The 25,361-nt window shown below is 43.4% G+C and carries 19 protein-coding genes and 1 pseudogene; 3 read left to right on the forward strand and 17 right to left on the reverse strand.

The window, feature by feature from the left end; all coding sequences use genetic code 11:
• Positions 1–219 precede the first annotated feature (219 nt).
• From NI461_RS03485 to NI461_RS03500, 4 genes are all read right to left on the reverse strand, one after another.
• Positions 220–1,278, reverse strand: a complete 1,059-nt coding sequence (locus tag NI461_RS03485; protein WP_151207805.1) for a porin — start codon at positions 1,276–1,278, stop codon at positions 220–222.
• Positions 1,279–1,969: 691 nt separating this feature from the next.
• Positions 1,970–2,620: a 3-oxoacid CoA-transferase subunit B gene (locus NI461_RS03490; protein WP_174659654.1), complete on the reverse strand. Its 651-nt coding sequence runs from the start codon at positions 2,618–2,620 to the stop codon at positions 1,970–1,972.
• A gap of 3 nt (positions 2,621–2,623) precedes the next feature.
• Positions 2,624–3,328: a CoA transferase subunit A gene (locus NI461_RS03495; RefSeq protein WP_174659655.1), complete on the reverse strand. Its 705-nt coding sequence runs from the start codon at positions 3,326–3,328 to the stop codon at positions 2,624–2,626.
• Positions 3,329–3,552: 224 nt separating this feature from the next.
• Positions 3,553–4,434, reverse strand: a complete 882-nt coding sequence (locus tag NI461_RS03500; RefSeq protein WP_174659656.1) for a LysR family transcriptional regulator — start codon at positions 4,432–4,434, stop codon at positions 3,553–3,555.
• 294 nt (positions 4,435–4,728) lie between these two features.
• On the opposite strand from NI461_RS03500, the gene NI461_RS03505 reads away from it, so the two are divergent.
• Positions 4,729–5,715: a quinone oxidoreductase gene (locus tag NI461_RS03505; RefSeq protein ID WP_174659657.1), complete on the forward strand. Its 987-nt coding sequence runs from the start codon at positions 4,729–4,731 to the stop codon at positions 5,713–5,715.
• A gap of 24 nt (positions 5,716–5,739) precedes the next feature.
• Positions 5,740–6,357: pseudogene (locus NI461_RS03510) on the forward strand (TauD/TfdA dioxygenase family protein); the annotation flags it as partial.
• A gap of 53 nt (positions 6,358–6,410) precedes the next feature.
• Here NI461_RS03510 and NI461_RS03515 read toward each other — a convergent pair.
• On the reverse strand, positions 6,411–7,343 hold the full coding sequence (locus NI461_RS03515) for an IS5 family transposase (protein ID WP_253156602.1): 933 nt from the start codon (positions 7,341–7,343) through the stop codon (positions 6,411–6,413).
• Between the two features lie 41 nt (positions 7,344–7,384).
• Between NI461_RS03515 and NI461_RS03520 the strand changes: the two genes are divergently transcribed.
• Complete coding sequence (locus NI461_RS03520) at positions 7,385–8,386, forward strand: biotin/lipoyl-containing protein (protein WP_228723977.1); 1,002 nt, start codon at positions 7,385–7,387, stop codon at positions 8,384–8,386.
• A 184-nt stretch (positions 8,387–8,570) separates the two neighbouring features.
• Here NI461_RS03520 and NI461_RS03525 read toward each other — a convergent pair whose 3' ends face one another.
• The 12 genes from NI461_RS03525 to NI461_RS03580 form a co-directional block, all read right to left on the reverse strand.
• Positions 8,571–10,580, reverse strand: a complete 2,010-nt coding sequence (locus NI461_RS03525; RefSeq protein ID WP_174659658.1) for a triacylglycerol lipase — start codon at positions 10,578–10,580, stop codon at positions 8,571–8,573.
• Between the two features lie 120 nt (positions 10,581–10,700).
• Positions 10,701–11,633 (reverse strand): ABUW_2363 family tetratricopeptide repeat lipoprotein, encoded by a 933-nt coding sequence (locus NI461_RS03530; RefSeq protein WP_151205434.1) that lies wholly within the window; start codon positions 11,631–11,633, stop codon positions 10,701–10,703.
• A gap of 119 nt (positions 11,634–11,752) precedes the next feature.
• Positions 11,753–12,559, reverse strand: a complete 807-nt coding sequence (cysE, locus tag NI461_RS03535) for a serine O-acetyltransferase (RefSeq protein ID WP_151207941.1) — start codon at positions 12,557–12,559, stop codon at positions 11,753–11,755.
• Positions 12,559–13,407, reverse strand: coding sequence for an RNA methyltransferase (locus NI461_RS03540; protein ID WP_174659659.1), 849 nt, complete (start codon positions 13,405–13,407; stop codon positions 12,559–12,561). The genes cysE and NI461_RS03540 overlap by 1 nt, the downstream gene beginning before the upstream one ends.
• 33 nt (positions 13,408–13,440) lie before the next feature.
• On the reverse strand, positions 13,441–17,013 hold the full coding sequence (gene dnaE / locus NI461_RS03545; RefSeq protein WP_174659660.1) for a DNA polymerase III subunit alpha: 3,573 nt from the start codon (positions 17,011–17,013) through the stop codon (positions 13,441–13,443).
• Positions 17,014–17,311: 298 nt separating this feature from the next.
• Positions 17,312–18,007, reverse strand: a complete 696-nt coding sequence (locus NI461_RS03550; protein ID WP_151205134.1) for a methionine ABC transporter permease — start codon at positions 18,005–18,007, stop codon at positions 17,312–17,314.
• Positions 18,004–19,029 carry a methionine ABC transporter ATP-binding protein gene (locus NI461_RS03555; protein WP_151205135.1) on the reverse strand — a complete coding sequence of 342 codons (1,026 nt, stop codon included), beginning with the start codon at positions 19,027–19,029 and terminating at the stop codon, positions 18,004–18,006. The genes NI461_RS03550 and NI461_RS03555 overlap by 4 nt, the downstream gene beginning before the upstream one ends.
• 71 nt (positions 19,030–19,100) lie before the next feature.
• Entirely contained in the window at positions 19,101–19,976 is an 876-nt protein-coding gene (locus tag NI461_RS03560) for a MetQ/NlpA family ABC transporter substrate-binding protein (protein WP_174659661.1), read from the reverse strand.
• A 760-nt stretch (positions 19,977–20,736) separates the two neighbouring features.
• A complete protein-coding gene (gene purD, locus NI461_RS03565; RefSeq protein ID WP_174659662.1) occupies positions 20,737–22,020 on the reverse strand; it encodes a phosphoribosylamine--glycine ligase in 1,284 nt (427 codons plus the stop codon).
• Positions 22,021–22,147: 127 nt separating this feature from the next.
• On the reverse strand, positions 22,148–23,722 hold the full coding sequence (gene purH / locus NI461_RS03570; RefSeq protein ID WP_151205138.1) for a bifunctional phosphoribosylaminoimidazolecarboxamide formyltransferase/IMP cyclohydrolase: 1,575 nt from the start codon (positions 23,720–23,722) through the stop codon (positions 22,148–22,150).
• 89 nt (positions 23,723–23,811) lie between these two features.
• Positions 23,812–24,081 (reverse strand): DNA-binding transcriptional regulator Fis, encoded by a 270-nt coding sequence (gene fis / locus NI461_RS03575; protein WP_001086304.1) that lies wholly within the window; start codon positions 24,079–24,081, stop codon positions 23,812–23,814.
• A 399-nt stretch (positions 24,082–24,480) separates the two neighbouring features.
• Positions 24,481–25,356, reverse strand: a complete 876-nt coding sequence (locus NI461_RS03580) for a DUF3426 domain-containing protein (RefSeq protein ID WP_174659663.1) — start codon at positions 25,354–25,356, stop codon at positions 24,481–24,483.
• Positions 25,357–25,361: the final 5 nt, after the last annotated feature.

The following is a 25,361-nucleotide window of genomic DNA, read 5'->3' on the forward strand; positions in this document are numbered from 1 at the left end:
AGATTAAAATGCTCGGTTTTGTATTTATAAAATAATACGCACTTTTGCAGAATTTTATGAATTTTCAGTATATTCATTGGTTTAGCTGATAAAAAACCTTTTATTGCGCTATTGGCATCAGTCGGGTGCAGTCTTGAGTGATGAGAGCTTTAAAGCGCATTTCCACAAATAAAAAAAACACGCCTAAGCGTGTTTTTTTGAATAACTTTATAGAAGGACTTAGAAGTCGTAACGGAAGCCCAAAGATAAGCCAGTTGCATCTTTACCTTTTACACCGCCAATGTTATTGGTGCGAGCTTGAGACCAAGGCGTCAGACTTGAGTTATCATCATTTAGTACTGTTGCCAGGTTGGCATAAACACGTACCGTTTTGTCCAGGCGGTGTTCAACACCCAATGCTAATAAAGTGGCATTTGCATCATCAGCATCTACATCACGGTGGAACACTTGACCGCGTACAGAAGTTTTTGGCGCAATTTTATAGTCTGCTGCTACACCCAGTACTTGTGCATCTGCATATTTATCCGCGGTACCTTCTAGATCATGGGTGAGGTATTGATAAAGTGCGCCCAAGTTAAATTCAGGTGTAATTTTATAAGCAGCAGCTACACGGAAGCCATCACGTTCGCCTTTGCTAGCATCTTCTTCATAATGCTCATAAGCAGCAGCGAAATCTACCGGACCTTCTTTATAAGTCAAAGCCAGATCATAAGCTTTGTCTTTATTCTTGCCATCTTTTTCGGTATCTGGGCTGTTCGCTTCATGCAGGGAAAGTGCGCCCAGTACATTGAAACCACCACCAAGTTTTGGGGATTTATATTCAATGGTATTGGCATTACGCTCATCGAAACGAAGTTCACCAGCGCGTGTTAAGTTACGGATGTCACCAACCATGTCACCAAAGAAGTTAACTGGACCACGAGCGACTTTAAATGGACTGTCAAAACGACCTGCACGTACCTGACCAAAATCACCTTTTAAACCGACAAAAGTATCACGTGTAGCAAACTCAACATCGTCGTTAGCTGCACCGCTTGCGAAGTTGATTTCCTGTTCAATTTGACCGAAAACAGTCATGCCATTTTCTAGTTTTTGTTCAGCTTTAAAGCCTAAGCGAGAAGAGTTAGAAGAGAGCCCCACTTCATTATAATCTTTGCCGTCATCTAGATAGTCTAAAGAAACATGTGCACGGCCATACACCTTAACATCAGCAGCGGCTGCCATGATAGGAGTAAAAATAGTTGCCCCAATTGCTAATGCGCAAAGTGTTTTTTTCATATATAGCTCCAATAAGACTTTTTGGTGTCTTAACAAGGTGGTTGTAGTAGCTTTGTTAATTTTTGCTACCGTCCTGTATTGGTGCTAAGTATTCATTACAAATAAGTCAGTATGATTAAGGAAATATTGCAGAAATATGAAAGCCAATCAGCCACTTATTTTTATTGACATATCTTGGAAAAACAGTCTCTTTGTTTATTTTAATCTATTAAAAATGAATTGTTTATAAGCAGGTTTTTTGGATGAGACAGGGGTTTTTATTAAAAGTCGTCAAAAGAAACAAAAAACCTGGTTATGAGATACATTAGTTTGAACTATAGAATTTCATTGAAAGATACATCCTCGATTATTGAGAAACTGTCTTTAATAACGGTTTTTATTCGGCTAGGCATTTATTTTAGAACAAGAAGCTTACATAGTGTCTGATCGGCTGTAACTTTTAAAAAGGGCAAGGTGGTTAAAGCATTCAAACCTGAGCATTAATCGAATGATCAATACAAATGGAAAAAAGTAAGAAAGTTGCCATTCTTTGCCTGCAGATTCAGAACGGTGCTATTTCAATACTGGCAGCCATGATCAACTTTTTATTATCTTTATGTGCAAAAGGCAGAGCTTCAAATTGCTCATGAACTCCTGTGTGAACAGAAAACAATAAGTCGACCGCAGCTGCTTGATGAGAAAAATTAGCGTGCTATCCAGACACATTCAGGTGATTTGTAATGAGGGTTACTCCGGTCGCAGCCTTTATCTGTTCCAGGGAAACATCTTTTGCCAGCTCAATTAATTTAATTCCATCTGCTGTAATATCCAGCACCCCTAAATCTGAAATAATTCGGTTGACTACCGCTTTGCCTGTTAGCGGAAGAGAGCAGTGTTTTAAAATTTTAGGGCTGCCATCTTTTGCGGTATGTTCCATCAAGACAACAATTTTTTGCACGCCGGCAACCAGATCCATTGCGCCGCCCATGCCCTTAACTTTCTTGCCGGGAATCATCCAGTTAGCTAAATCACCGCTTTCAGAAACTTCCATTGCCCCTAAAATTGCAATATTAACATGACCGCCACGAATCATTGCAAAAGATTCTGAGCTGGAAAAGAAAGAAGCACCAGAGCGTGCTGTGACTGTCTGTTTTCCGGCATTAATTAAATCGGCATCTAGCGTTTCTTCAGTCGGAAACTCGCCAATACCCAACAGGCCATTTTCCGATTGTAGCCATACATTCATATTTTGAGGGATGTAGTTGGCTACAAGGGTTGGCAGGCCAATCCCTAAATTGACATAAAAACCATCTTCAAGTTCCAGTGCAGCGCGCTGCGCCATTTCATTGCGTGTCCAAGCCATGGTTTAAGCCTCCGCTGCTTTCAGGGTCATTTGTTCTATGTGCTTTTCCGGGGCCGGATTTAAGACAATTCGATTGACATAAATCCCCGGCAGATGAATCTCGTCAGGATCAAGTTCACCAATTTCGATAAGCTGTTCCACTTCTGCAATGGTGATTTTGCCTGCCATCGCGCATTCAGGATTAAAATTTCTGGCTGTTTTACGGAAAACTAAATTTCCTGCTTTATCTGCCTTATAGGCTTTGACGAGGGCAATATCTGTGGTGATGGTTGGCTCTAAAATATAATCCTTGCCATTAAAGTTACGGACTTCTTTGCCTTCAGCAATCAGGGTTCCGACCCCGGTTTGAGTATAAAAAGCGGGAATGCCGGCTCCGCCAGAACGTAGCTTTTCGGCTAAAGTGCCTTGTGGTGTCAGTTCAACCTCAAGCTCACCATTGAGAAATTGACGTTCAAACTCTTTGTTTTCACCGACATAGGATGAAATCATTTTTTTAATCTGCTTGCTGAGCAACAGCTTGCCTAAACCAATGCCATCTGTACCTGCATTATTTGAAATACAGGTGAGTCCTGTGGCGCCTGTATCTTTTAAGGCATCAATCAGCATTTCAGGAATACCGCATACACCAAAACCGCCTACAGCGATGCTCTGATTGTTTTTAATAATATCCGCTAATGCATGCTGTGCATTGGCAAAAACTTTATTCATCCGATGAATCCTTTTTTCCTAGATAGATGTATTACTAGCATTTGGCTGCCCGTTTGAGAAATTGATTATTTTGAATGTGTAATGAAAAAAATTAAATAATGGCGAGCAGTCAAAATGAACTGCCCAAAAATCAAAAAGTGGGTTTAGACGAGGCGACGGATGTCAAAAAAATTTATAATTTTAAAAGATGATGTTTAGGAATTAAGTTATTTGTAAATAAAAATCTAAAATTGATGTGCCATGACGATTTCGATAAATTGGGCAGAAATATTTGAAAGTTCGAGATCTTTTTTATACAAAATACCCAATTCCAATTGAATATTGACATCAGAAATTTCAACTAAAGTGCTGTGCTCTGTATCAATAAACTTGCCAAATTGGCGTGGAATGGCGCTCACCCCTAAACCATAAGCAACAAAATGAGCCAAGGAACTTACCTGATGGCATTCGAGTTTTAAATTCAGCTGCAGATTATTTTCGATACACTTTTTTTCTATAATATGCCGCACGATTGAGGGGTTTTGTAAGCCAATAAATGGAAAAGACAGCAGCTCTTTCCAGCTGACACGGGACTGATGTGCTAAAGCGTGGTCTTTGGGCAAGACGGCTAAAAAGTCCTCATGAGAGAGGGGATGAAAGCTCATCTGTCCGCATGTTTCAGGTTTGAAGCAAATCCCAATTTCAAATATACCGTCTTGAATTTTTTCAATAATTTTTTCATTCGGAACATCATGAATCGAAAAGTTGATATTGGGATGAAGTTTGGAAAAATGATGCAGGAGTTCCGGTAAAACTGCATGCGTTGCATAGGGCATGGAAGCGATATTTAATGTGCCGCGCTTTAATTGAAAGCGCTGTTTTAGGTCTTTTTCCATATCTTCCCAGTTGGCTAACAGCTTTTTGGCATAAGGAATTAGGGATTGACCTTCGGGGGTGATATTAACACGGCGGGTATTACGTCTGAACAGCTTGCCGCCTAACTCCTCTTCCAGGGTTTTGATGCTGATACTGAGCGCGGATTGACTCAGGCAAAGTTCATCGGCTGCGCTGGCATAGTTTAGTGTCCGCGCCAAGACTAAAAATGCTTTTAATTGTTTTAAGGTCATTGCGTAGCCTCATCATCTTTTATTGTGCGATTACACAAAAAAATTGAAATGAAAAAGTGGAGAGAGCGCCATTAAAAGGTGTTTTTAACAAAATGATTATACTGATAAAGCATTTAATTTTAATAAGGAAATTCTGGGTATTTATTGCATTTCAACGGACCAACTCAACTTTAAAAGCCTGCTGTCGCAAAATGACAACTCTGTGTCGTGATATGTAAAGTGCTCATTTGCGCGAGTGTTGTAGCTTTGCTAAAGGAATTGTTGACACTGAATAATTATCAGCAGGGAAAGGAAATGAGTTTAAATCAAGCAGTCAAGTTCGATGAAACAGGTGCTCCAGATGTCATGTATCTGGAAGATATTCATGTAGGAGAACCTGAAGCAGGTCAAGTTCGTGTTCGACACGTTGCTGTTGGTCTAAATTATGCCGATACCTACTTTCGCGATGGCACCTATAAGATTCCGCTACCAAACGGGATGGGAGTTGAAGCAGCTGGTGTAGTAGAGGCTGTTGGTGAAGGCGTTAGCAATGTTCAGGTAGGCGATAAAGTTACTTATACCGGTTTTATTAATACACTGGGCGCATACAGTACTGCAAGACTGGTCGATGCGAATGTATTAATCAAGCTACCTGAAGGCATTTCTTGCGAAACCGCAGCGGCAATGACCATGCGTGGACTGACTTCTGCCTATTTGATGCGCCGTATTTATGACTTTAAAAAAGGCGATACCATTTTACTGCATGCTGCAGCGGGCGGTGTGGGTCTGATTGTTGCGCAATGGGCAAAACTGCTGGGCTTGACTGTGATCGGTACCACATCTTCAGAAGAAAAAGCAGCAATTGCTCGCGCACACGGCTGTGATCATGTCATTAACTATAGTCATGAAAATGTTGCTGAACGTGTACATGAACTGACTGATGGGGTCGGTGTAAACGTTGTATTTGACAGTGTAGGCAAGGATACGTTTATGGCTTCCCTTGACTCACTGAAACGCCGTGGTCTGTTGGTTTGCGTAGGTACTGCATCTGGCCCAATTCCAGACTTCAATCCGGTTTTACTGGCAATGAAAGGTTCATTGTTTATTACTCGTCCGGCATTGGCAGATTACATTGCCGATCCGGTTGAAAAACAGGAACTGGCAGATGAGTTATTCGATCATGTGGCCAGTGGCCGTATCAAAATTGAAATCAATCAGCGTTATGAACTCAAGGATGCTGTTCAGGCACACCGTGATCTTGAAGCACGTAAAACCACAGGTTCATCTATTTTCGTAATTTAAGAATTTTGCTGGAAAGGATTTCTTATGCAAATTGAAAAATTAAGCTGCCATATCGGGGCAGAAATCAGCGGCATCAATGTGGCCGATGCGATTCATGATGATGACTTGTTTTCAGAGATTCGCAGTAATTTATTGCAGCACCGTGTTTTATTTTTAAGAGATCAAGATATTACACGTGCAGAGCATGTGGCCTTTGCTGAGCGTTTTGGTCAACTGGAAGATCACCCGGCTTTGGGGAGTCACCCTGAACATCCGGGTCTGGTGCAAATTTATAAAAACCCGGACAGTCCAATCGACCGTTATGAAAATTCCTGGCATAGCGATGCCAGCTGGCGAAAAATTCCGCCGATGGGCTGTGTGCTGCGCTGTATTGAATGCCCACCGGTCGGTGGTGACACTATGTGGACCAACATGGTGCTGGCTTATGAAAATCTGCCAGAAAATATTAAAGAAAAAATAGCCGATTTACGGGCTTATCATAGTATTGAGGCGAGTTTCGGTGCTGCTATGCCGATCGAAAAGCGGCTGGCATTAAAAGCCCAGTATCCAGATGCAGAGCATCCTGTAGTACGCACCCATCCGGAAACCAGTGAAAAAATTTTATATGTAAATGCATTCACGACACATTTAAGTAATTTTCATAGGCTTTGTTGCATAAAGGTTTGAAAGGCTGAGTTCCCTTAAGCTACTCAAATTTAAGAGACAACTTGGGTATGAGGGCGACCTAATTCTGTGAATTTATTCAAGACTGCTATGCGTGCATGGATCTCATTCACCTGACTTGGAAAACTCCGCGCTGTTAATTTATCGCCTAATAATTTGATGCAATGCATCTTGGTTTCAACCAAACTTCGACGGTGATAACCAGACCACTTTTTCCAAAGCGATCTGCCTAGCCGTTTGACTGTCTTTAATAATTCGTTCCGCTCTATAGACCTCGCTTGCTGATCCTTCCAAGGCTTTGCATTCTTTCTAGGTGGAATGATCGCATGTGCATCTCGATCTAAAATGACTTGTCGGCAGTGCTTTGTGTCATAAGCACCATCTGTATAAACAGAATCAATTGGTTCATCCAAGGGAATTTGAGCAAGTAAATCTTCGAGCCCTCGAGAATCACTGACATTATTTGTGGTGAGTTGTACTGCACGTATTTGCAGGGTTTTAGCATCTATAGCAATGTGAAGCTTACGCCATTGGCGACGATATTCAGCCCCATGTTTCTTGCGTTTCCATTCACCTTCACCAAGAAACTTCAAACCAGTAGAGTCTACGAGTAGATGCAGTCCATCACTACTTTTTTGATAGCTAATCGCAATATCAATATGCTTTTGTCTACGACAAAGGGTGGAATAATCCGGAGCTGTCCAATCTAATCCAGAGAGTTTAATCAGACTTTGAACAAAACCTGTGACCATACGTAAAGAGAGTCGGAATAGTAATTTGATCATTAAGCAGCATTGAATCGCTGTATCGGAGTAGGTTTGATTTCGACCTTGCTTGCCTTGTGATTGTGCATACCACTGAGTCTTTGGATCAAACCAAATGGAAATATTACCTCGGTTAATTAAGGCTCGGTTATAGGATGACCAATTGGTTGTACGGTAGATTTTAGAGGCAGGCTTATTCATTTTGAAATTATATTGCTGAATAAGCTTTTGATGCTAGGTTTGTGCAACAAAGCCCACCCTTTGAAGCAGATATGCGAGCCGGTACAGCCGATGTCTATCATCATGAAATGCCGGGTGGTCAGTATACCAATCTGCGTGAACAGGCGCGTTCGCTGGGCATTGAAGAACGCTGGTCGGAAGTCTCGGATGCCTATGCACAAGTTAACTTGCTGTTTGGTGACATTATTAAAGTTACCCCAACTTCTAAAGTGGTCGGGGATATGGCTTTGTATATGGTGTCCAACAATCTCAAGCCTGAAGACATTCATAATCCGGAGCTTGAGATTAATTTCCCTGAATCCGTAGTTTCACTGTTTAAAGGGGAACTAGGGACACCGGCATCCGGTTTTCCGCAAGCATTACAGCATAAGGTCTTAAAAGGTACAGCGCCTTTAAGTGATCGTCCGGGTGCTGTTATGCCCTCTGTTCAGCTGGAGAGTGAAAAAGTCAGGCTTGAAAATCTCTTTGGTCAGGTGATCACCGAACAGGAACTGGCATCCTATCTCATGTATCCGAAAGTCTTTAGCGACTTTATGCAGCACAAACAGAAATATGGGACGACTTCAAGCATTCCCTCTTCAGCCTTCTTTTATGGCTTGAAAGAGCAGACTCCGGTTGAAATAGAAATTGAACATGGTAAAACACTTGAAATTAAACTGTTGGGACGGTCGGAAGCGAAAGAGGGAATCATTGATCTGTTTGTGGAGCTGAACGGACAATTGCGTCTGATTCAGGTGAGACAGGCGAATCAGAAAGAAACCAGCGCTCATCCACAAGCAGACCAGTTGAACCCGAAACATATCGGTGCTTCGATGTCGGGGATGATCAGTACGGTTCCTGTAAAGTCCGGTCAGTCTGTGAAAAAAGGCGATACATTATTTACCATTGAAGCTATGAAAATGGAGCTTGCGATTAAGGCTGAACAAGATTGTCAGATTGAGCAAGTTTTAATGAACCCTGGTAAACAGGTGAGAAATATGGATTTAGTCCTGGTGGTCCATTAAAAAGCCAAAAGTATAGGGGAATCAGCTATCCCCCTATACTCCCTCTCTTTCATACATCGTTTTGCCCAAGTTCACATGATCAACTTTATAGTTTGGTTGAAGCTCAAACCAGATTTATCATTCTATTAGGTGAATATTAACCCAAAAAAGAGCCGCCTATAGGCAGCTCTTTTAATTCAACCGATCATTGATCAGGATGGTACAGACCTAAATCGACCAGATGTAATCTGAGCAGTCGGCGTAGCTCAAGCACTGCTTCCGGAGTCTCCTGAATCGAATGGCCGCCCTTGATCGTTTTACTGGAAGCCGCCCCTTCAAGATAGGCACTTTGATAAGACACAATACCATCAGACATGTGATTCACATCCTCACTGTCCGTTGTATTACCGATGATGGAGTGAAATTTAAAACCCGGAGGAGGTTGAATGCCTTTGGTCAGAGTCATAAATCTTGAATTTTCACTCAAATCGCTAGGCCCATTCTGAATCAGCTCATGGCCCATTTCATGGACAAAATCACTTAAACCAACTTCACCTTGGACTGTATCAGCAAAAGCCCCTAGAAAAGCACTTGGAATCCGGATAATCTTACGGGCCAGCTTGGTATGCCAACGGTCTGCATATTCGGTTCCTTCATGCGGGGTCGCCAAGAAAATGGCACGACTGAAATTTGGAATAGGCCGCATTTCTAAACGTGCTTTAAATAGAGGATTATTGCGGAACTTGATCAGCTGAGTGTTTTTCACAGTGTTAAATGTAGACTGACTGATATCTGCCTGGCTGACCAATAAGCGGGAAATAACACCGCCCATACTATGTCCGACCAGCACCGCTTCCTTCTTGGCGGGTGCATGATTGTTGAGACGGGAAAAACTTTGCTGGAGCAGGGCATAAATCTGATAACGGCTTTCCAGAATTGGCATATTTGTGGAGTAAAACACCTGCCAGACCTGAAAATTTTCTCTTAAAACCGGATCACCCATAATGTCGTTAGTCAGACGAATCCAGGCTTCCGGACTGCTGGCCAAGCCATGAATTAAGACCAGGACTTTCTTGTTGGGATTATAAGGCTCCAGCATATACAGATGCGGCATCATCAGATTGTCATCACGATCAATCAGCGTCAGATAGGCCATACGCCCGAGATTGTTTTCCGCCAGCCAGAGACCATAAGGAGCAGAAAAATTTGCAGCTAAGGCATATTCTTTGTTTGCGACCTTAATTTTTTCATATTTATAAGGATCATAAAGATTCAAGTTAAAATGAGAGCTATTTAAAATCTGCTCAACAGAGTGGGCGAATTGCGGAATAGCAGTAATGGTTGTCGCCAGATAGCGTGCCGAATGAATGTTCGGGTTAAAACCATTGCGGTATTGATGTTTTAGCGGATCAGCCAGATACTTTTTGTCTTCTTGCGAGGTTTTTTCTTCCGGCAAGACTGCGAGAAATTCGGAACCAAAACCATCACGGCGGGTAATCGAACGTAAGCCGGAAAAGTTCATGTTATAGGTGGACATCAACTTTTCAATCGACTGATTTTTCAGCTGTGGGAAATTGTCCAGATTAAGGGTATAGATACTCTTGCCCACTTGCAGGCGCTGGCCGGCTTCTTTACTTTCATGCCGCTCGGCATAAATATGAATCAGATGTGCGATTGCGAGGTTATAAAAATCCCGGATCTGGACCTGCCGGTTATCAAAAATCCGTTCCTGTGGTGCACGCTCGGTCTGAAATAGGTAGGCATAGCTGTAGCGAATGCTTTTATCCAGCATCAACAATTGCTGTTCCTGACATTGTTGCTGGTTCTGCTTATGGAGTTGCTGTTTTTCTTCAGAACGGGTTTTCGCCAGGGCGCTGGTGGTACATTCTGCCGATTTGCCAAGTTGCAAAGATTTAGCCAGATACAATTCACTCGAAGTAGAAAGTAATTGCTCATCCAGAATCTGCGGGATTTTTTTCAGCTCTGCCACACATTCATCAGGTTGATCCATACAGACTTGTGCCTCTCGTCCGGTCATGGACAAAACATTCAGACTGGCTTCACTGAGTTTATCTCGGGTCAGAATGCTGTCACGCTCATTGCTAATCGAGACATTAATTGCCTGCTCCTTAACACTGACGACCTGACAGCCACTGAGTAGGCTACTCATGACCAGGGTGCACAGCAGAAGCTTTTTAGTTATTTTTTTATGCATACCGTTTGCAGACTCATTCAAATTCTTGAAACCATAATATTCTGTATTCTACTGATTTTTCCATAAAAATAGACTGCCGTAGCAGTCTATTTTTATGAGAGGTTTAAAAGAACAAGCCAATCATTGCGTCTTGGCAGCTGGTGCAGGCGTTGCAGTTTGCATCACTTGCCAAACGTTCCAGCGGCCGTTTTTCTCCACCTCCATGATCAGGCGGTCTGCAACTTCAGCTTCTTGCGGATATTTGATTTTGTAATTTTTCAACGTTTGGATCGCGTTTTTCTTCTGCTCCAGAGCAATATAATTATTTGCTGCCGACAGATAGGCTTCCTGCACACCAGCCTTCATGGCCTTGTCCAGATATGGAATTGCTTCACGGTGACCACCCCCTTCAGACAAGCCAAAGCCAAACCAGAAATTCACTTCAGGATCATCCTGATTGAGGCGAAGAATACGCTGTGCATAGGTCAGCGATTTCGTGGTATAGACAGAACCCAGATCCAGGTTACGCGCCATCACACTGGCTTTAAAGGCACGCATCAATACATCGAAAGAGGCATTTTCACGTGCGGCGAGCGTATCCAGGTGTTGGGAAACTTCGCGTAATTTTGCTTCAAAACCACGACGTTCCTGACGGTCCGTAAAGCGAGGCGGATAATGGCGAGCCTTGCCTTCGACCATTTGCAGAAAATCATCCACCTCTGTAATGTCGATCTCATTGTCTTGTGCAAGAGTGGCATAATGCAGGGAAGAGGCCTTGCTGTCGACTAATGGAATGATCAGCTTATTGACATCTAACGTGATCTTTTTAGAGGGATCATTCGGGTCGCTCACAACCATTTTGGTCACAGGTTGGGCTGCAGCTTTTTGCAGATGGACTTCAAATGGAGGTGGCTCGTTATAGTTGAAAGGATTTAAAGCATAAAATGGTGGTGTAAGTGCTGGTTCTACAAATACAATTGCATCTGTCGCTTTCTGTGCTGGTTTCTGTGACATGGTTGAACATGCAGTTAAAGTCAGGGTTAAGCAAGCAAGCGCCAAGGGCTTAAGAGTCATAATATCCGTCCATTTGTGTTATTTTTTAAAATAGCTGGTTTAAAAATCACATGATCGCCAGTCTATGAAAACTGTTAGAATCATGCAAGTCATTGCATGTTACAAAGTTAAGCGTATGGTCAGGCTTTGGACTGACTGCTTTGTGCTTCACATTCCCGTCGTGCTTCTTCCAGAATTGCAAGCTCTTCCTTGCTCAAAGGTGATTCATCAAGTGGCTTTTTAAATGATGGATCAAGCAGAGACAGGCGGTTGCATAAGTTATTCATGCGTTTTTCATTTTGCTGAATTCGATCCAGCAGTACACGCATTCCTTCCAGAATCGGATCAGACTGCTCTTCAGTGGCTGCATAAGGCAGAAAGCCAATACTCTCTGCATAGTCACGTCGGCGACTTTCGCTATCATTTTTTGGTTTGTCTTTGGTAATGAAACGTGCCGGGTTACCGACTGCCGTGGTATTGGCTGGTACCGGCTTGGTCACTACGGCATTAGAACCGACCTTGGCATTTTTACCGACAGTGAAAGGGCCCAGAATTTTTGCTCCGGCCCCCACCACCACACCATCTTCCAGGGTAGGGTGACGTTTTCCTTTATTCCAGGTCGTACCCCCCAGTGTTACCCCATGATAAAGCGTGACATCATCACCAATTTCTGCAGTTTCCCCAATGACCACGCCCATGCCATGATCAATAAAAAAGCGGCGGCCAATTTTTGCCCCCGGATGAATTTCAATTCCGGTGACAAAGCGGCTAAATGAAGACAGGGCACGCGCCGTTCCTTTACAGTCTTTGTTCCACAGTTCATGTGCCATGCGATGCATGATCAGGGCATGAATACCAGGGTAGGTGGTTAAGACTTCGAGTGTATTGCGTGCTGCAGGATCGCGCGCAAAGACAGCTTTTATATCTTCTTTGAGCTGTTTTAGCATTAGTTTTGATCCTCATTCTGTTGTAATGTCTTTGAAGATTTTTTCCAAGTCCCGTTATTTAGAGCCTGAACACGACTAAAAATACCACGAAGTAAATGATATTCCATACGATCTAATTGTATACGTCCAAAAAGGCGACGCAAGCGTAAAGGCAATAATCTCGGATTTTTTGGATCCATAAATTCAATTTCTGCCAACATTTTTTCCAAATGCGGATAGAACTGCTCCATGTGCTGATGTGTCACCAGCGGCTCGTCCCATTGCATTTCAATACCATCAATCACTTGCATGGTGGCTTTAGGATCTTGTGGATGTTCAACCTGTTCCATGGCTGCCATACGAAGTTCATAGCAAATAATTTGAATCGCCTGAGCGACGTTCAAAACACCATAATCCTTATTCACAGGAATGGTTAAGTGATAATTGGCCATCGCCAATTCTTCATTGGTCAGCCCCCGATCTTCACGACCGAAGATAATCGCAACCTCATTCTGCTCTTGTGTAACCGCAGTGAGGGCTTTGCTTGCAGCGGGCCGGACATCCAGTAAGGGCCAGGGAATGGTGCGGCTGCGTGCGCTGGTACCGAATACAATCTGGCAGTCTTTAATGGCATCTTCAAGGGTTTCTACAATCTCGATCTGCTCGATCAGGTCAGTTGCACCCGCAGCCAGCGCGGCAATATCCGGATGCGGATAGGTTTTCGGTGCCACCAGAACCAGCTTGGACAGGCCCATGGTTTTCATGGCGCGTAAGGCACTGCCAATGTTGGCAGGTAAGGTGGTATTGACCATGACAATACGCACATGGGAGAGATGTGCTGAAACGGTAGCATTGTCAATTTGACTCATGAACTTTCCAATTGTGAATGTTTTTAAATGAAATTACGAATATTGGGCCTGATTTTCCGCCTGATACAGGTCCATAGCATCCTCGATGCTCATATCGGCAGGTGGTGGCGGCACTTCGACAGGCTTGGCTTCTTCATAAGAGACGGCTCTGGCCGCTTTGGACTTAACTTGATATTCAATATGAATGGCCGATTTACCAAAGTAATCACGCAGCTTTATGAGCAGTTCATCCAGCGGCGCAACTTTCCAGTTGAGGCCCAAATGCAGTTCAGTACTGGCATAGTCATAATCCAGATATAAAATCACCGGAATATGCGTGCTCATATCTACATCCGTATAAAGCTGTAAGATCTGCTGTAAGTCACGTGCCAGTGTTTTGCTCTGGTGCTCGGCAGTCAGGGTGATTTTAATACTGTTAGCACGTTTTTGACGGATTTCATTTAAGCTAAAAGCCTTGGTCAAGCGGCCCAGTGGGCGGTCAAAACCTTCACGCTCATAAATTTCACCTTCAATGACTACCACTTTGTCGACCTGGACAATCTCTTTAAAGCGCTGGAAACGTTCATGGTTGGTAGAAATTTCAATACGTGACGTACCATCATCCAGCGTAACCATCATCCGGTTCGGGAAGTTCGCCACATCTACCACCAGCCCGGCAAACACCGTGGTTACGCCACGGCGTGTGGGGGTTAATTCATTAATTTGTGCAGGCACAAAGGCTTTCAGTTCATTGCGGTAGACATCAATCGGATGACCGGTCAGATACAGGCCGAGCGTGTCTTTTTCACCTTTAAGACGGACTTCATCTGACCAGGGTCTGACCGGTTTAGATGGCTTGCGCTGAACTTCTTCAACTTCACCAAACAGGTCCATAATGCCGGTTTCACGGTTTGAACGTGCCTGTTCTGCCGCCTGAACGGCCTGAGGCAGTTGGACCATCAAATCTGCACGTTCAATTCCCAGACAGTCCAGTGCGCCCGCACGGATCAAGGCTTCCAGAGTACGCTTATTGATTTTCTTCAAGTCGATCCGGTGACAGAAATCAAACAGGTCTTTATAAGGGCCTTGCTCGTTACGTGAGTTGATCACCGATTGCATTGCCGCTTCGCCCACGCCTTTAATCGCACCTAGACCATACACAATAGTTTTTTCATCAATGGCGTGGAACTGGTAAATCGACATATTGACTGAAGGTGGTAACACTTCCAGATTGTTTTTACGGCAGTCGTCAATCAGGAAGACCACGTTATCGGTGTTCTGCATTTCCGAGGACATGACTGCTGCCAGAAACTCAGCCGGATAATGGGCTTTTAACCAGGCAGTCTGATAGGCCACCAAAGCATAGGCAGCCGCATGTGATTTGTTAAAACCATAGCCGGCAAACTTTTCCATATAGTCAAAGATATGGTTGGCGGTGGCTTCATCAATATCTTTTTTTGCAGCGCCTTCAATGAAGATTTTACGCTGTTTGACCATTTCTTCAGGCTTTTTCTTACCCATGGCCCGGCGCAGCAAGTCCGCACCGCCCAAGGTATAACCGGCACAGTACTGCGCAGCCTGCATCACCTGTTCCTGATACACCATAATTCCGTAGGTCGGTTCCAAGACACCTTCCAACAGGGGATGCAGATATTCAAAATCGCCACCATGCATCCGGTGAATAAAGTCAGGAATCAGGTCCATCGGACCGGGACGGTATAAAGATACAAAGGCAATAATTTCTTCGAACTTACTAGGACGCGCCTCTTTCAGCATCTTTTTCATGCCCACAGATTCAAACTGGAAGACGGCGGTGGTGTTGGCATTAGCAAATACGAGGTAGGCGTCTTTGTCATCTAGCGGGATATAGGCAATATCCAGCGGTTTTTCACTCTGAATGCGTTTATTGATGTTCTTGACCGCATCTTCAATCACGGTCAGGTTACGCAAGCCTAAGAAGTCAAACTTCACCAGACCGGCAGACTCAACATCGTCCTTATCGAACTGTGCCACGCGTCCGGTACCATCAGCATCACACATGACCGCAGAGAAATCGGTAATCTTGGTCGGTGAAATGACCACACCACCAGCGTGTTTACCGGTATTTCGGGTAATGCCTTCAAGTTTGAGAGCCATTTCCCAGATCTCAGAAGCATCATCATAGTCGGGATTCGAGGGATTGGTCACCACATCCTTGAGTTGCGGTTCGGCTTCCAGCGACTCTTCCAATGTTAGACCCAACGGTTTGGTTGGAATCAGTTTAGAGATCCGATCTGCCAGACCATAAGATTTGCCTAGTACCCGTGCGACGTCACGAATTGCCCCTTTGGCAGCCATGGTACCGAAGGTTGCAATCTGGGACACCGCGTCACGGCCATAAGTGCGTGCAACATAGTCAATCACCCGGTCACGACCAGTAATACAGAAGTCTACGTCAAAATCGGGCATTGACACACGTTCCGGATTCAGGAAGCGTTCAAACAGCAGTTCATAGCGTAACGGATCCAGGTCGGTAATTTTTAAACTATAGGCCACCAGTGAACCCGCACCTGAACCACGACCCGGGCCTACCGGTACGCCGTTGCTCTTGGACCATTGAATAAAGTCCATGACGATCAGGAAGTAGCCAGGGAAACCCATCGAGTTAATGATGTTGATTTCATATTCAATCCGCTCATCATAAGGCTTACGGATTTCTGCCCAGTGCTCGTCACGCTCTGCAGGCGGATAAAGGAAGTCCAGACGCTCTTCGAGACCTTCTTTAGATAAATGCGCAAAGTAAGTATCAATGGTATGACCTTCAGGGATCGGATAATCCGGCAGAAAGTATTTACCCAGTTGCAAGGTTACATTACAGCGCTTGGCAATATGGTAGGTGTTTTCAATTGCTGCAGGAATATCCGAGAAAAGCTCGGTCATTTCCTCGGCAGATTTAAAGTACTGTTCAGGTGAATAAGTTTTGGGACGGCGGTTATCGCCCAGAACATAGCCATCTGCAATACATACACGCGCTTCATGTGCTTCAAAGTCATTGCGGGTCATAAAATGCACATCATTATGTGCCACGACCCCAATATTGTACTTTTTGGCCAGCTTAACCGCCTCAAGAATGAAGTTATCTTCATCTGGACGATTGGTACGGCTAAGTGCTAAATAGACACGATTCCCAAATTTTTCAATCCATTCTTCTAATAGTGGTTCAGCTTTTTGTGGATTGGAAGTAATAAGCATTTTTCCAACATCGGACTGTATGCCAAGCAGGGCAATCATGTCGTCGGACTGCTCCAGAATCCATTCTTTTTGTATGCAAGGAACGTCCAGTTGCTGTCCGCGAATAAAGCCTTCGGAGACCAGCTCAGTCAGGTTACGCCAACCTTTATTGGTCATGGCCAGTAAGGTCATACGATGTTCGGCATCATTCAGGCGAATTTCTGAACCTAAAATCGGTTTAATGCCTTTGCCTAGGCATTTTCCATAAAATTTTACTGCGGCATGCAGGTTGGACAAGTCGGTGAGAGCAAGGGCAGGCATTTGCTCTTTCTCAGCAGCTTTGACTAAATCAGGTATACGTACGATGGATTCAGTAATCGAAAATTCTGTATGAATACCAAGATGAACAAAGTGCATAAATGAGTCCCTGCAAAAACCGCTCGATAGTTTAACATGGGATTTATTGTTGCAGTTTGAAATTGATGGGAAATGCTGAACTTTTAATTTAATTGAGCGGCTTATTTTTCTTTAGTCTTGAAAAACGAGCAGCACTGCTGGGTGCACTCATAAAAAACTTTTCTTAGTTTGCTGAAATATTGTTAGATTACCCGCCAACGAGCCATGATCCATATATGAACTGTTAACCGAGCTGAATATGTCCTGCATCGTTATAGAGGAAAAATAAAACCCTCCGAAGAGGGCTGAACTATAATTTTTATCTTAACCGCGACAGCCAGTCACCGATACTTTGAACAATCTGGACCAGAATCAATAAGACAATCACTGTCATGATCACCACAGACGTGTCAAAACGCTGATAACCATAAGAAATAGCTAAATCACCAATACCACCAGCACCAACGGCCCCGGCCATCGCTGTCGCACCAATCAGGCTAATGGTTGCAGTGGTCAGATTGAGAATCAGGGAGCTACGGGCTTCGGGCAGGACAAATTTGAAAATAATCTGCATTGGAGTTGCACCCATCGCCTGTGCAGACTCAATAATGCCTGCATTTACTTCCAGCAACGAGGTTTCAATCAGGCGGCCAATATAAGGCCCGACATAAATGGTTAGCGGTACAATCGCCGCCCAAGTACCAATAGATGTTCCTACAATCCACTTGGTCAGCGGGATGACTGCAATCAGCAGAATAATAAACGGCAAGGAGCGAAGCGCATTCACAATTGGATTTAAACCGTGATAAATCACGCGATTTGGCAGAATGCCGTCCGGACGGGTTAGCAGTAAAATAATGGCTTGAACAAAGCCCCAGATACAGCCAAACAGCATGGCGAAAAATACCATGTGAAAGGTTTCCTGCAAGGCTGTGACGAACTGGTCCATGGACAGGGAGCTTTTCCAGAAAGGTGCAGTCAGCGTCGTCAACCACTGTACAATGAAATCTCTCATGCTTGTATTCCTGCTTGTGATACCTGCACACCTTGATCTTCCAGATATTGCAGGGCAGCGTTAATTTCAGTGCCATCGCCGGAGAGTTGAATAAACATCTGTCCAATCACGGAGCCATTAATTTCGGTCATGTTGGCAAACAGAATATTCAGGTTAATATTGAACTGTCTGATCACCGCTTGAATCACGGTTTCCTGCGCTGAACTGCCGAGAAATTTTAAACAATAAATACTCTGCTGATTCTGATTTTCCAGATTGTTTAAAATATTCACAGGCAAATGCTGCTGTAAAACGGTCTGGATAAAACTTCGGGTGGTTGGATGCTGCGGTTGACTGAAGATCTGCAAGGTAGAGCCGGTTTCAATCACATCACCTTTTTCCATTACGGCCACATAATCACAGATTGATTCAATCACATCCATTTCATGCGTTACCATCACAATCGTGATGCCTTGCTCTTCATTGATTTTTTTCAGGAGTTGTAATACGGATTTGGTGGTTTGTGGATCAAGTGCGGAAGTCGCTTCATCACAGAGTAAAATTTTAGGATGATTGGCAAGGGCGCGTGCAATACCGACACGCTGTTTTTGACCCCCGGAAAGCTCATCAGGATAGGTATTACGCTTATGTTTTAGATCAATAAAATCCAGTAATTCTTCCAGACGTTTTTCACGCTCAGCCTTGTTCCAGCCCAGAAGTTTCATCGGCATTTCAATATTGGCCGCCACGGTTTGGGTTTGCAGTAAATTAAAATGCTGGAAAATCATCCCGATACCTGCACGTTCTTGACGCAATGCTTTCGCATCCAAGGCCGTAAAATCTGTACCATTGATAATAACTTGTCCCGAGCTTGGACGTTCTAGCAGGTTAATCAGGCGAATTAATGTACTCTTGCCTGCGCCACTATATCCAATAATGCCAAAAATACTGCCTGTCGGGATCTGCAGATTGATCTGATTCAGGGCATGCAAGGTTTGACCTTTCAGCTCATACTGTTTGGAAATATTTTTAAATTCAATCATAGTGTCAAAAACTGCATTACCAGCAAAAAACAGGCAAGAAAAGCTTGCCTGTTTTTATATTGGGTAAAATATTACTGAGCTTCGGTCAAATAAGTAACGGGTTTGTTGACCGCGACTTTTGTGCCACCAAAGTGTTCATCAACATAGGCTTTCACAGCAGGAGTATGATACAGTGCGCCCACTTTTTGAAGTGCCGGGTCGTTCTGACGGTCTGCTGCCACCGCTAAAACATTCACATTCATTTTAGTGCTTTGGTCAATTGGCTCATAGTAAATCGCATCTTTTAAGACGTTTAAACCGCCTTCCATCGCCAGAGTATTACCTAAAACAATCGCATCTACTTCGTCTTTTACGCGAACTGCAGTCGCCATTTGAATCGGCTTGATGATAATTTGTTTGGCATTTTCAGTCACATCGGCCGTGGTGCCTTTGACATAGTCAAATTCAGGTTTAAGTTTCACCAGACCGGCAGACTGTAATAGCAAGAGGGCGCGTGACTCATTTGCACCATCATTTGGAATGGCAATGGTGGCACCGGTTTTAAACTCATCCAAGGATTTTACCTTGCTGGAGTAAATCCCCATAGGCTCTAAATAAGTGGTCGCGAGCGGGGCGATTTTTTGTGTATTGGCATCATTATACGCCACCATATAGGCATAGGACTGGAATGCGTTTAGGTCAATTTCTTTATTGGCGACCGCAGTATTCATGGCAACATAGTCGGTAAAATTTTTTACATCCAGCTTGAGACCTGCTTGCTTGGTTTCCGGCAATGTTGCAATGTAGCGCCAGATGTCGGCATCTGAACCGGTAGATGCCAGCGTTACTGTTTGCAGTTCACCGGAGTTTTTAGCTTGAGCAGCATCACTGTCAGGAGCTTGCTGTTTGCTACACGCAGTTAAAGTGAATACAGATGCACTCAATAAGACACCCAGTAACTTTTTCATAAAAAATATCCTAATTTTTTGTTGCCTAAAGTATAAGCACTTTTAAGTCGTATTAAAGCAGCGTTTTATCGCGATCCTGCTTGAAAGTAAATCAGAATACGCACGGTATTTGCCTAAAGCATACATCTAAAGTTTCCAGTATCTACCCGATGAGCATCAAGCAATCGTGTACCTTCTTTTGTATTAAAACTGGAGAGAGCCGCCTTTCAATGGTCGCCATCATAACAATAAAGCTATATTCAGAATAGTGAAGTGAAAATGCGATCTTATCTATTTAGTAGAATAAGGATTAGAGGTTTCAACTAAAAAATCAATAAATACAAAGTATTATTTTTATCAAAAATCGGCAGGCGAAGTGATGGTTTAATTTATGATCTTTATAAGATTTTATCCAATCTAAATCATAAAAACGGATATAAGAGGCTTGGAACCACCTGTTTTTATTGTTTTTATCTGCAAAATATATTTTATGTTTATGACGCTGTAGGAAGCATGCTGCTAATAAAGCAATTCTATAGGTGGTGTGAAAATATATTTAAGAAATGCTGGAGGCGTAAACGTCGACAGTGATCAAATTTTTTAACTGTATAGACTAGACGCCAGTTTTTGTCATCAACGCTTTGGATCAAAGGTGGAAGAGGGAGGACTGATAAAATTTATAGTGATAAAAATATAAAAAATAATGCACAAAATCCAAATCTGGAACGATAAAAAGCCCTATATAAAATAGGGCTTTTACAATTAACGATTCTGGAAAATATTAAGTATTTTCACGCGCAATCGCACGGTAGCCAATATCCTTACGGTATTGAACACCGTCAAAAGTGACTTTTTCACACAGTTCCAAAGCTTTGGCTTGTGCTTCACCGATGGTATTGCCCAGTGCAGTTACACAAAGTACACGGCCACCAGCTGTCACAATTTCACCTTTCTCATTGGCTTTAGTACCTGCATGGAAGACTTTGGCATCGGCCATTTCAGTGTCTAGGCCTGAAATCACATCACCATTGCTTGAAGTTTCCGGGTAGCCACGTGACGCAAGTACGATACCGACAGTTTTACGCTCATCCCAGTCAGCTTCTGCTGGCAGCTTGCCTGCAAGACCTGCTTCCACCAGTTCCACCAAAGAAGATTTTAAGCGCATCATGATTGGCTGGGTTTCAGGGTCACCAAAACGGCAGTTGAATTCAATCACTTTAGGTTGGCCTTGCTCGTCAATCATCAGACCCGCATACAGGAAGCCTGTGTACGCATGTCCATCCGCTTTCATACCATCAACGGTTGGGCGCATGACTTCTTTCATGGTTTTTTCGAAAACGTCAGCTGTCACCACTGGCGCAGGAGAGTAAGCGCCCATACCGCCCGTGTTGGGACCCTGGTCACCTTCAAAAATGCGTTTGTGATCTTGTGAGGTTGCCATTGGCAGGATGTTGTCACCATCAATCATACAAATGAAAGAGGCTTCTTCACCCGCAAGGAATTCTTCAATAACTACACGTGAACCGGCATCGCCAAACTTGTTGCCCGACAGCATGTCATCAATTGCAGCATATGCTTCTTGATTGGTCATCGCCACGATTACGCCTTTACCGGCTGCCAAGCCATCTGCCTTGATCACAATTGGCGCACCATTTTTTTCAACAAAGGCTTTGGCAGCATCGACTTCTGTAAATACGTCATAGAAAGCAGTTGGAATGTTGTGGCGTTTTAAGAAGTGCTTCGCAAATGCTTTAGAGCCTTCCAGCTGTGCTGCAAATTGCGTTGGACCCCAAATTTTAAGATCAGCAGCGCGGCACGCATCTACGACACCATTCACAAGTGGTGCTTCTGGACCCACGATAATCAGATCAACCGCATTATTTTTAGCAAAGTCGATAATTGCAGCATTGTCTAAAATGTTTAACACAACATTTTCGCATTTTGATTCGGTTGCAGTCCCGGCATTACCTGGCGCAACAAAAACTTTAGCAACTTTTTTATCTTGTGCGATTTTCCATGCTAAAGCATGTTCACGACCGCCGTTACCCAAAACTAAAATATTCATCGGTTCATACTCCATGAATCGAAAATGACATAAAGCCCTCAACTTAAAAAGGAGAGGACTTTATGCAAGATTAAAAATCTAGATTGTTCAGCATGTAAGACATTGTCATTACATTGGCACTACATAATTAGTGGCGGAAGTGACGCATGCCAGTGAAGACCATGGCAATACCAGCTTCGTCAGCTGCTGCAATGGTTTCTTCATCACGCATAGAACCACCCGGTTGGATAATGCATTTGATGCCAGCTTTTGCAGCGTTATCAATACCATCACGGAATGGGAAGAATGCGTCAGATGCCATTACTGCACCTTCAACTACGAGACCTGCATGTTCAGCTTTAATTGCAGCAATACGCGCAGAGTTGACACGGCTCATTTGACCTGCACCTACACCAATCGTTTGACGATTTTTCGCATACACAATCGCATTTGATTTTACATATTTCGCAACTTTCCAGGCGAAGATCATGTCATCAATTTCCTGTTCAGTTGGCGCACGTTTAGTCACAACTTTAAGGTCATCTTTAGTGATCATGCCCAAGTCCTGGTCTTGAACCAGTAAACCACCGTTGACACGCTTGTAGTCGAGTTGAGATTGACGCGCATCGATTGCTGGAAGTTCGCCACATACCAGAACGCGTACGTTTTTCTTCGCGCCTGTTACTTCAAGAACGCCTTCAGCAACGCTAGGTGCAATGATCACTTCAACGAATTGACGATCCACAATTGCTTGTGCAGTTGCGACATCTAGTTCACGGTTGAATGCAATGATGCCACCGAATGCAGATTCAGGGTCAGTTGCATATGCCAGGTCATAAGCCGCCTGGATGCCATCTAAAGACACCGCAACGCCACATGGATTGGCATGTTTTACAATCACACACGCAGGTTTAGCGAATGATTTCACACATTCAAGTGCTGCATCTGTATCTGCGATATTGTTATAAGAGAGCTCTTTACCTTGTAACTGTTTAGCTGTTGAAACAGACGCTTCAGTCGCTGTGTCTTCTACATAGAAGGCAGCAGATTGATGCGGGTTTTCACCATAACGAAGGTCTTGAACTTTATTTAATTGCGTATTGAAAGTACGTGCAAATTTGTCTGCCTGACCTTCTTCTTTACCTACGCGAGCACCCAGATAAGAAGCGATCATGCCATCGTATTGCGCTGTATGTTCAAACGCTTTAACCGCTAGGTCAAAACGAGTAGCATAAGACAAAGCACCTTCTGCTTTTAACTCAGCAATAACGGTTGAGTAGTCAGAAGCGTTTACTACAATACCGACAGAAGCATGGTTTTTTGCAGCAGCACGAACCATAGTTGGGCCACCGATGTCGATGTTTTCAATCGCATCTGCAAGTGAACAGTTTGGTTTTGCTACAGTGGCTGCAAATGGATATAAGTTCACAACAACAAGGTCGATGGCATCGATGCTGTGTTCTGCCATTACAGCTTCATCCAGTCCGCGACGTGCCAAGATACCGCCATGAATTTTTGGATGCAAAGTTTTTACACGGCCGTCCATCATCTCTGGGAAACCAGTGTGCTCTGAAACTTCAACTACGGCAATATTATTGTCTTTCAATAATTTGTATGTACCACCAGTAGATAAAATTTCTACCCCAAGAGCAGCAAGGTTTTGGGCAAACTCAACAATACCAGTCTTGTCGGAAACAGAGATTAAAGCGCGTTTAATAGTCATGATCTTCGTCACAGTTTTCAAGAATTAAAACAAATTAGCTAAATACAGGTCGAAAAAAATGCCTGCGGAAGCCGCAAGCATTTTATCATTTATTCACTCATTAAACCGTGAGCTTTTAACTTTTTACGTAAAGTACCGCGGTTAAGTCCGAGAATCTCAGCAGCACGTGTCTGGTTGCCACGTGTGTACTCTAGAACTACAGATAAAAGAGGCTTCTCCATTTCTGCTAGCACCATGTCATACACCTGAGAAGGTTGCTCGCCCTGCAGTTGTGCAAAGTAGTGGCGAACTGCGCGATCTACATGAATACGTAGAGCGACATCAGATTGTGCAGTAAAAATAGGAGACTTGCTATTCATGCGAATTAATCCGAAAAATAAATATCACTTGGGTAAAGTGATATATAAAAGTGGTCTAGAAATTTAAATGAACTCCAATTTTAGATCCTAAAACTAGAGTTCTAAAACTTGGTCATTACATTGAGCTTGTAGCTTGACATATCTCTGCGATTTGGTCGAAAAATAAGCGTAACAATAATTAAAGTTTTGTTACTGACCAAAATCCAAACAAAAAATCTGCTCAATACGCAATAAATTTTATAGCGCATTAGTTAAGACTGTATTTGTTGTGGAAAAGTAGCGAGGAGTTTGCAGCACATAGCTTTTGTGGCGCGTATAATACCATTTTCTAGGAAAAAGTGAGCAAGAAAACTGCATTTTTTTAAACTTTTTTCGATTTTTTAATAGTTTTTACCCATATTAAGGCCGAATTATTTCTAAACTATAATTATCGAAGTCTTTGCGGTCTACCGGAAGGCTAAATTTAAACTTGAAGGGACTGTTCTGAGGAATTCGCTCTACCTTTACCAGACTTTCAATCAGATACTCCTGTGAAGTCAGGTTGTAGGTCACGGTCTGCTTGCCATGTTTTTTCAGGTTTATTCTTAAAATAGGCAGGCTGAGACTGCGGTCATGGAGATTGACCAGTTCACCACTAAATTGTGTCTCGTTTTTAGCTACAGATCTGATCTTGACTTTATTAATATGAATTAGGTTGTAATGCTCATTAATATGCGAACAGTTAAACATTTCGCAGATCTGGGTGAATGCCATACTCATGACATGGCTATTTTGCAGATATTTCGGATTAAACCAGAAAAACTGGAATAACAGCAGTCCAAGTAGGGACAGGTTTAACAGACTCCAGCCGGCATAATAAAGTAAGCTTTTTTCCTGTTCCTTGTCCGACTCATCCCAGTTCATGCTGGGTAAGACACTGATCGGGGTGGTGCTAAAATAGTTCAGGTTGTTTAGGTAAGTATGCAAGTCGATGTTCGAGTTTTCGACTTTCTCATCAAAAATATTCAGAAAACTGTGCCGAGGCCGCTGAACTTGGTTGTTATGCTGCCCAGATGTGTCGGTCTGAGTAGGATAACGACTGTTATGATTGATAGTATCAAAAGCAGAGTCAGAAGCAGTGACCGAGTTCTGGTTCTCAGTCACCAGATGTGATAAAGCATTAAAAGTCGTGGTGCATTTGGGACAGCAAACCATACCTTGCGCTATGGTTAATTGTGCAACGCTAACCTTATAAGTTGTAGAACATGTAGGGCAATGGGTTTGCTTGTCACTCATATAGA

Origin of the sequence: Acinetobacter sp. S4400-12, assembly GCF_024129495.1 — a bacterium.
Classification (GTDB): Bacteria; Pseudomonadota; Gammaproteobacteria; order Pseudomonadales; family Moraxellaceae; genus Acinetobacter; species Acinetobacter lwoffii_C.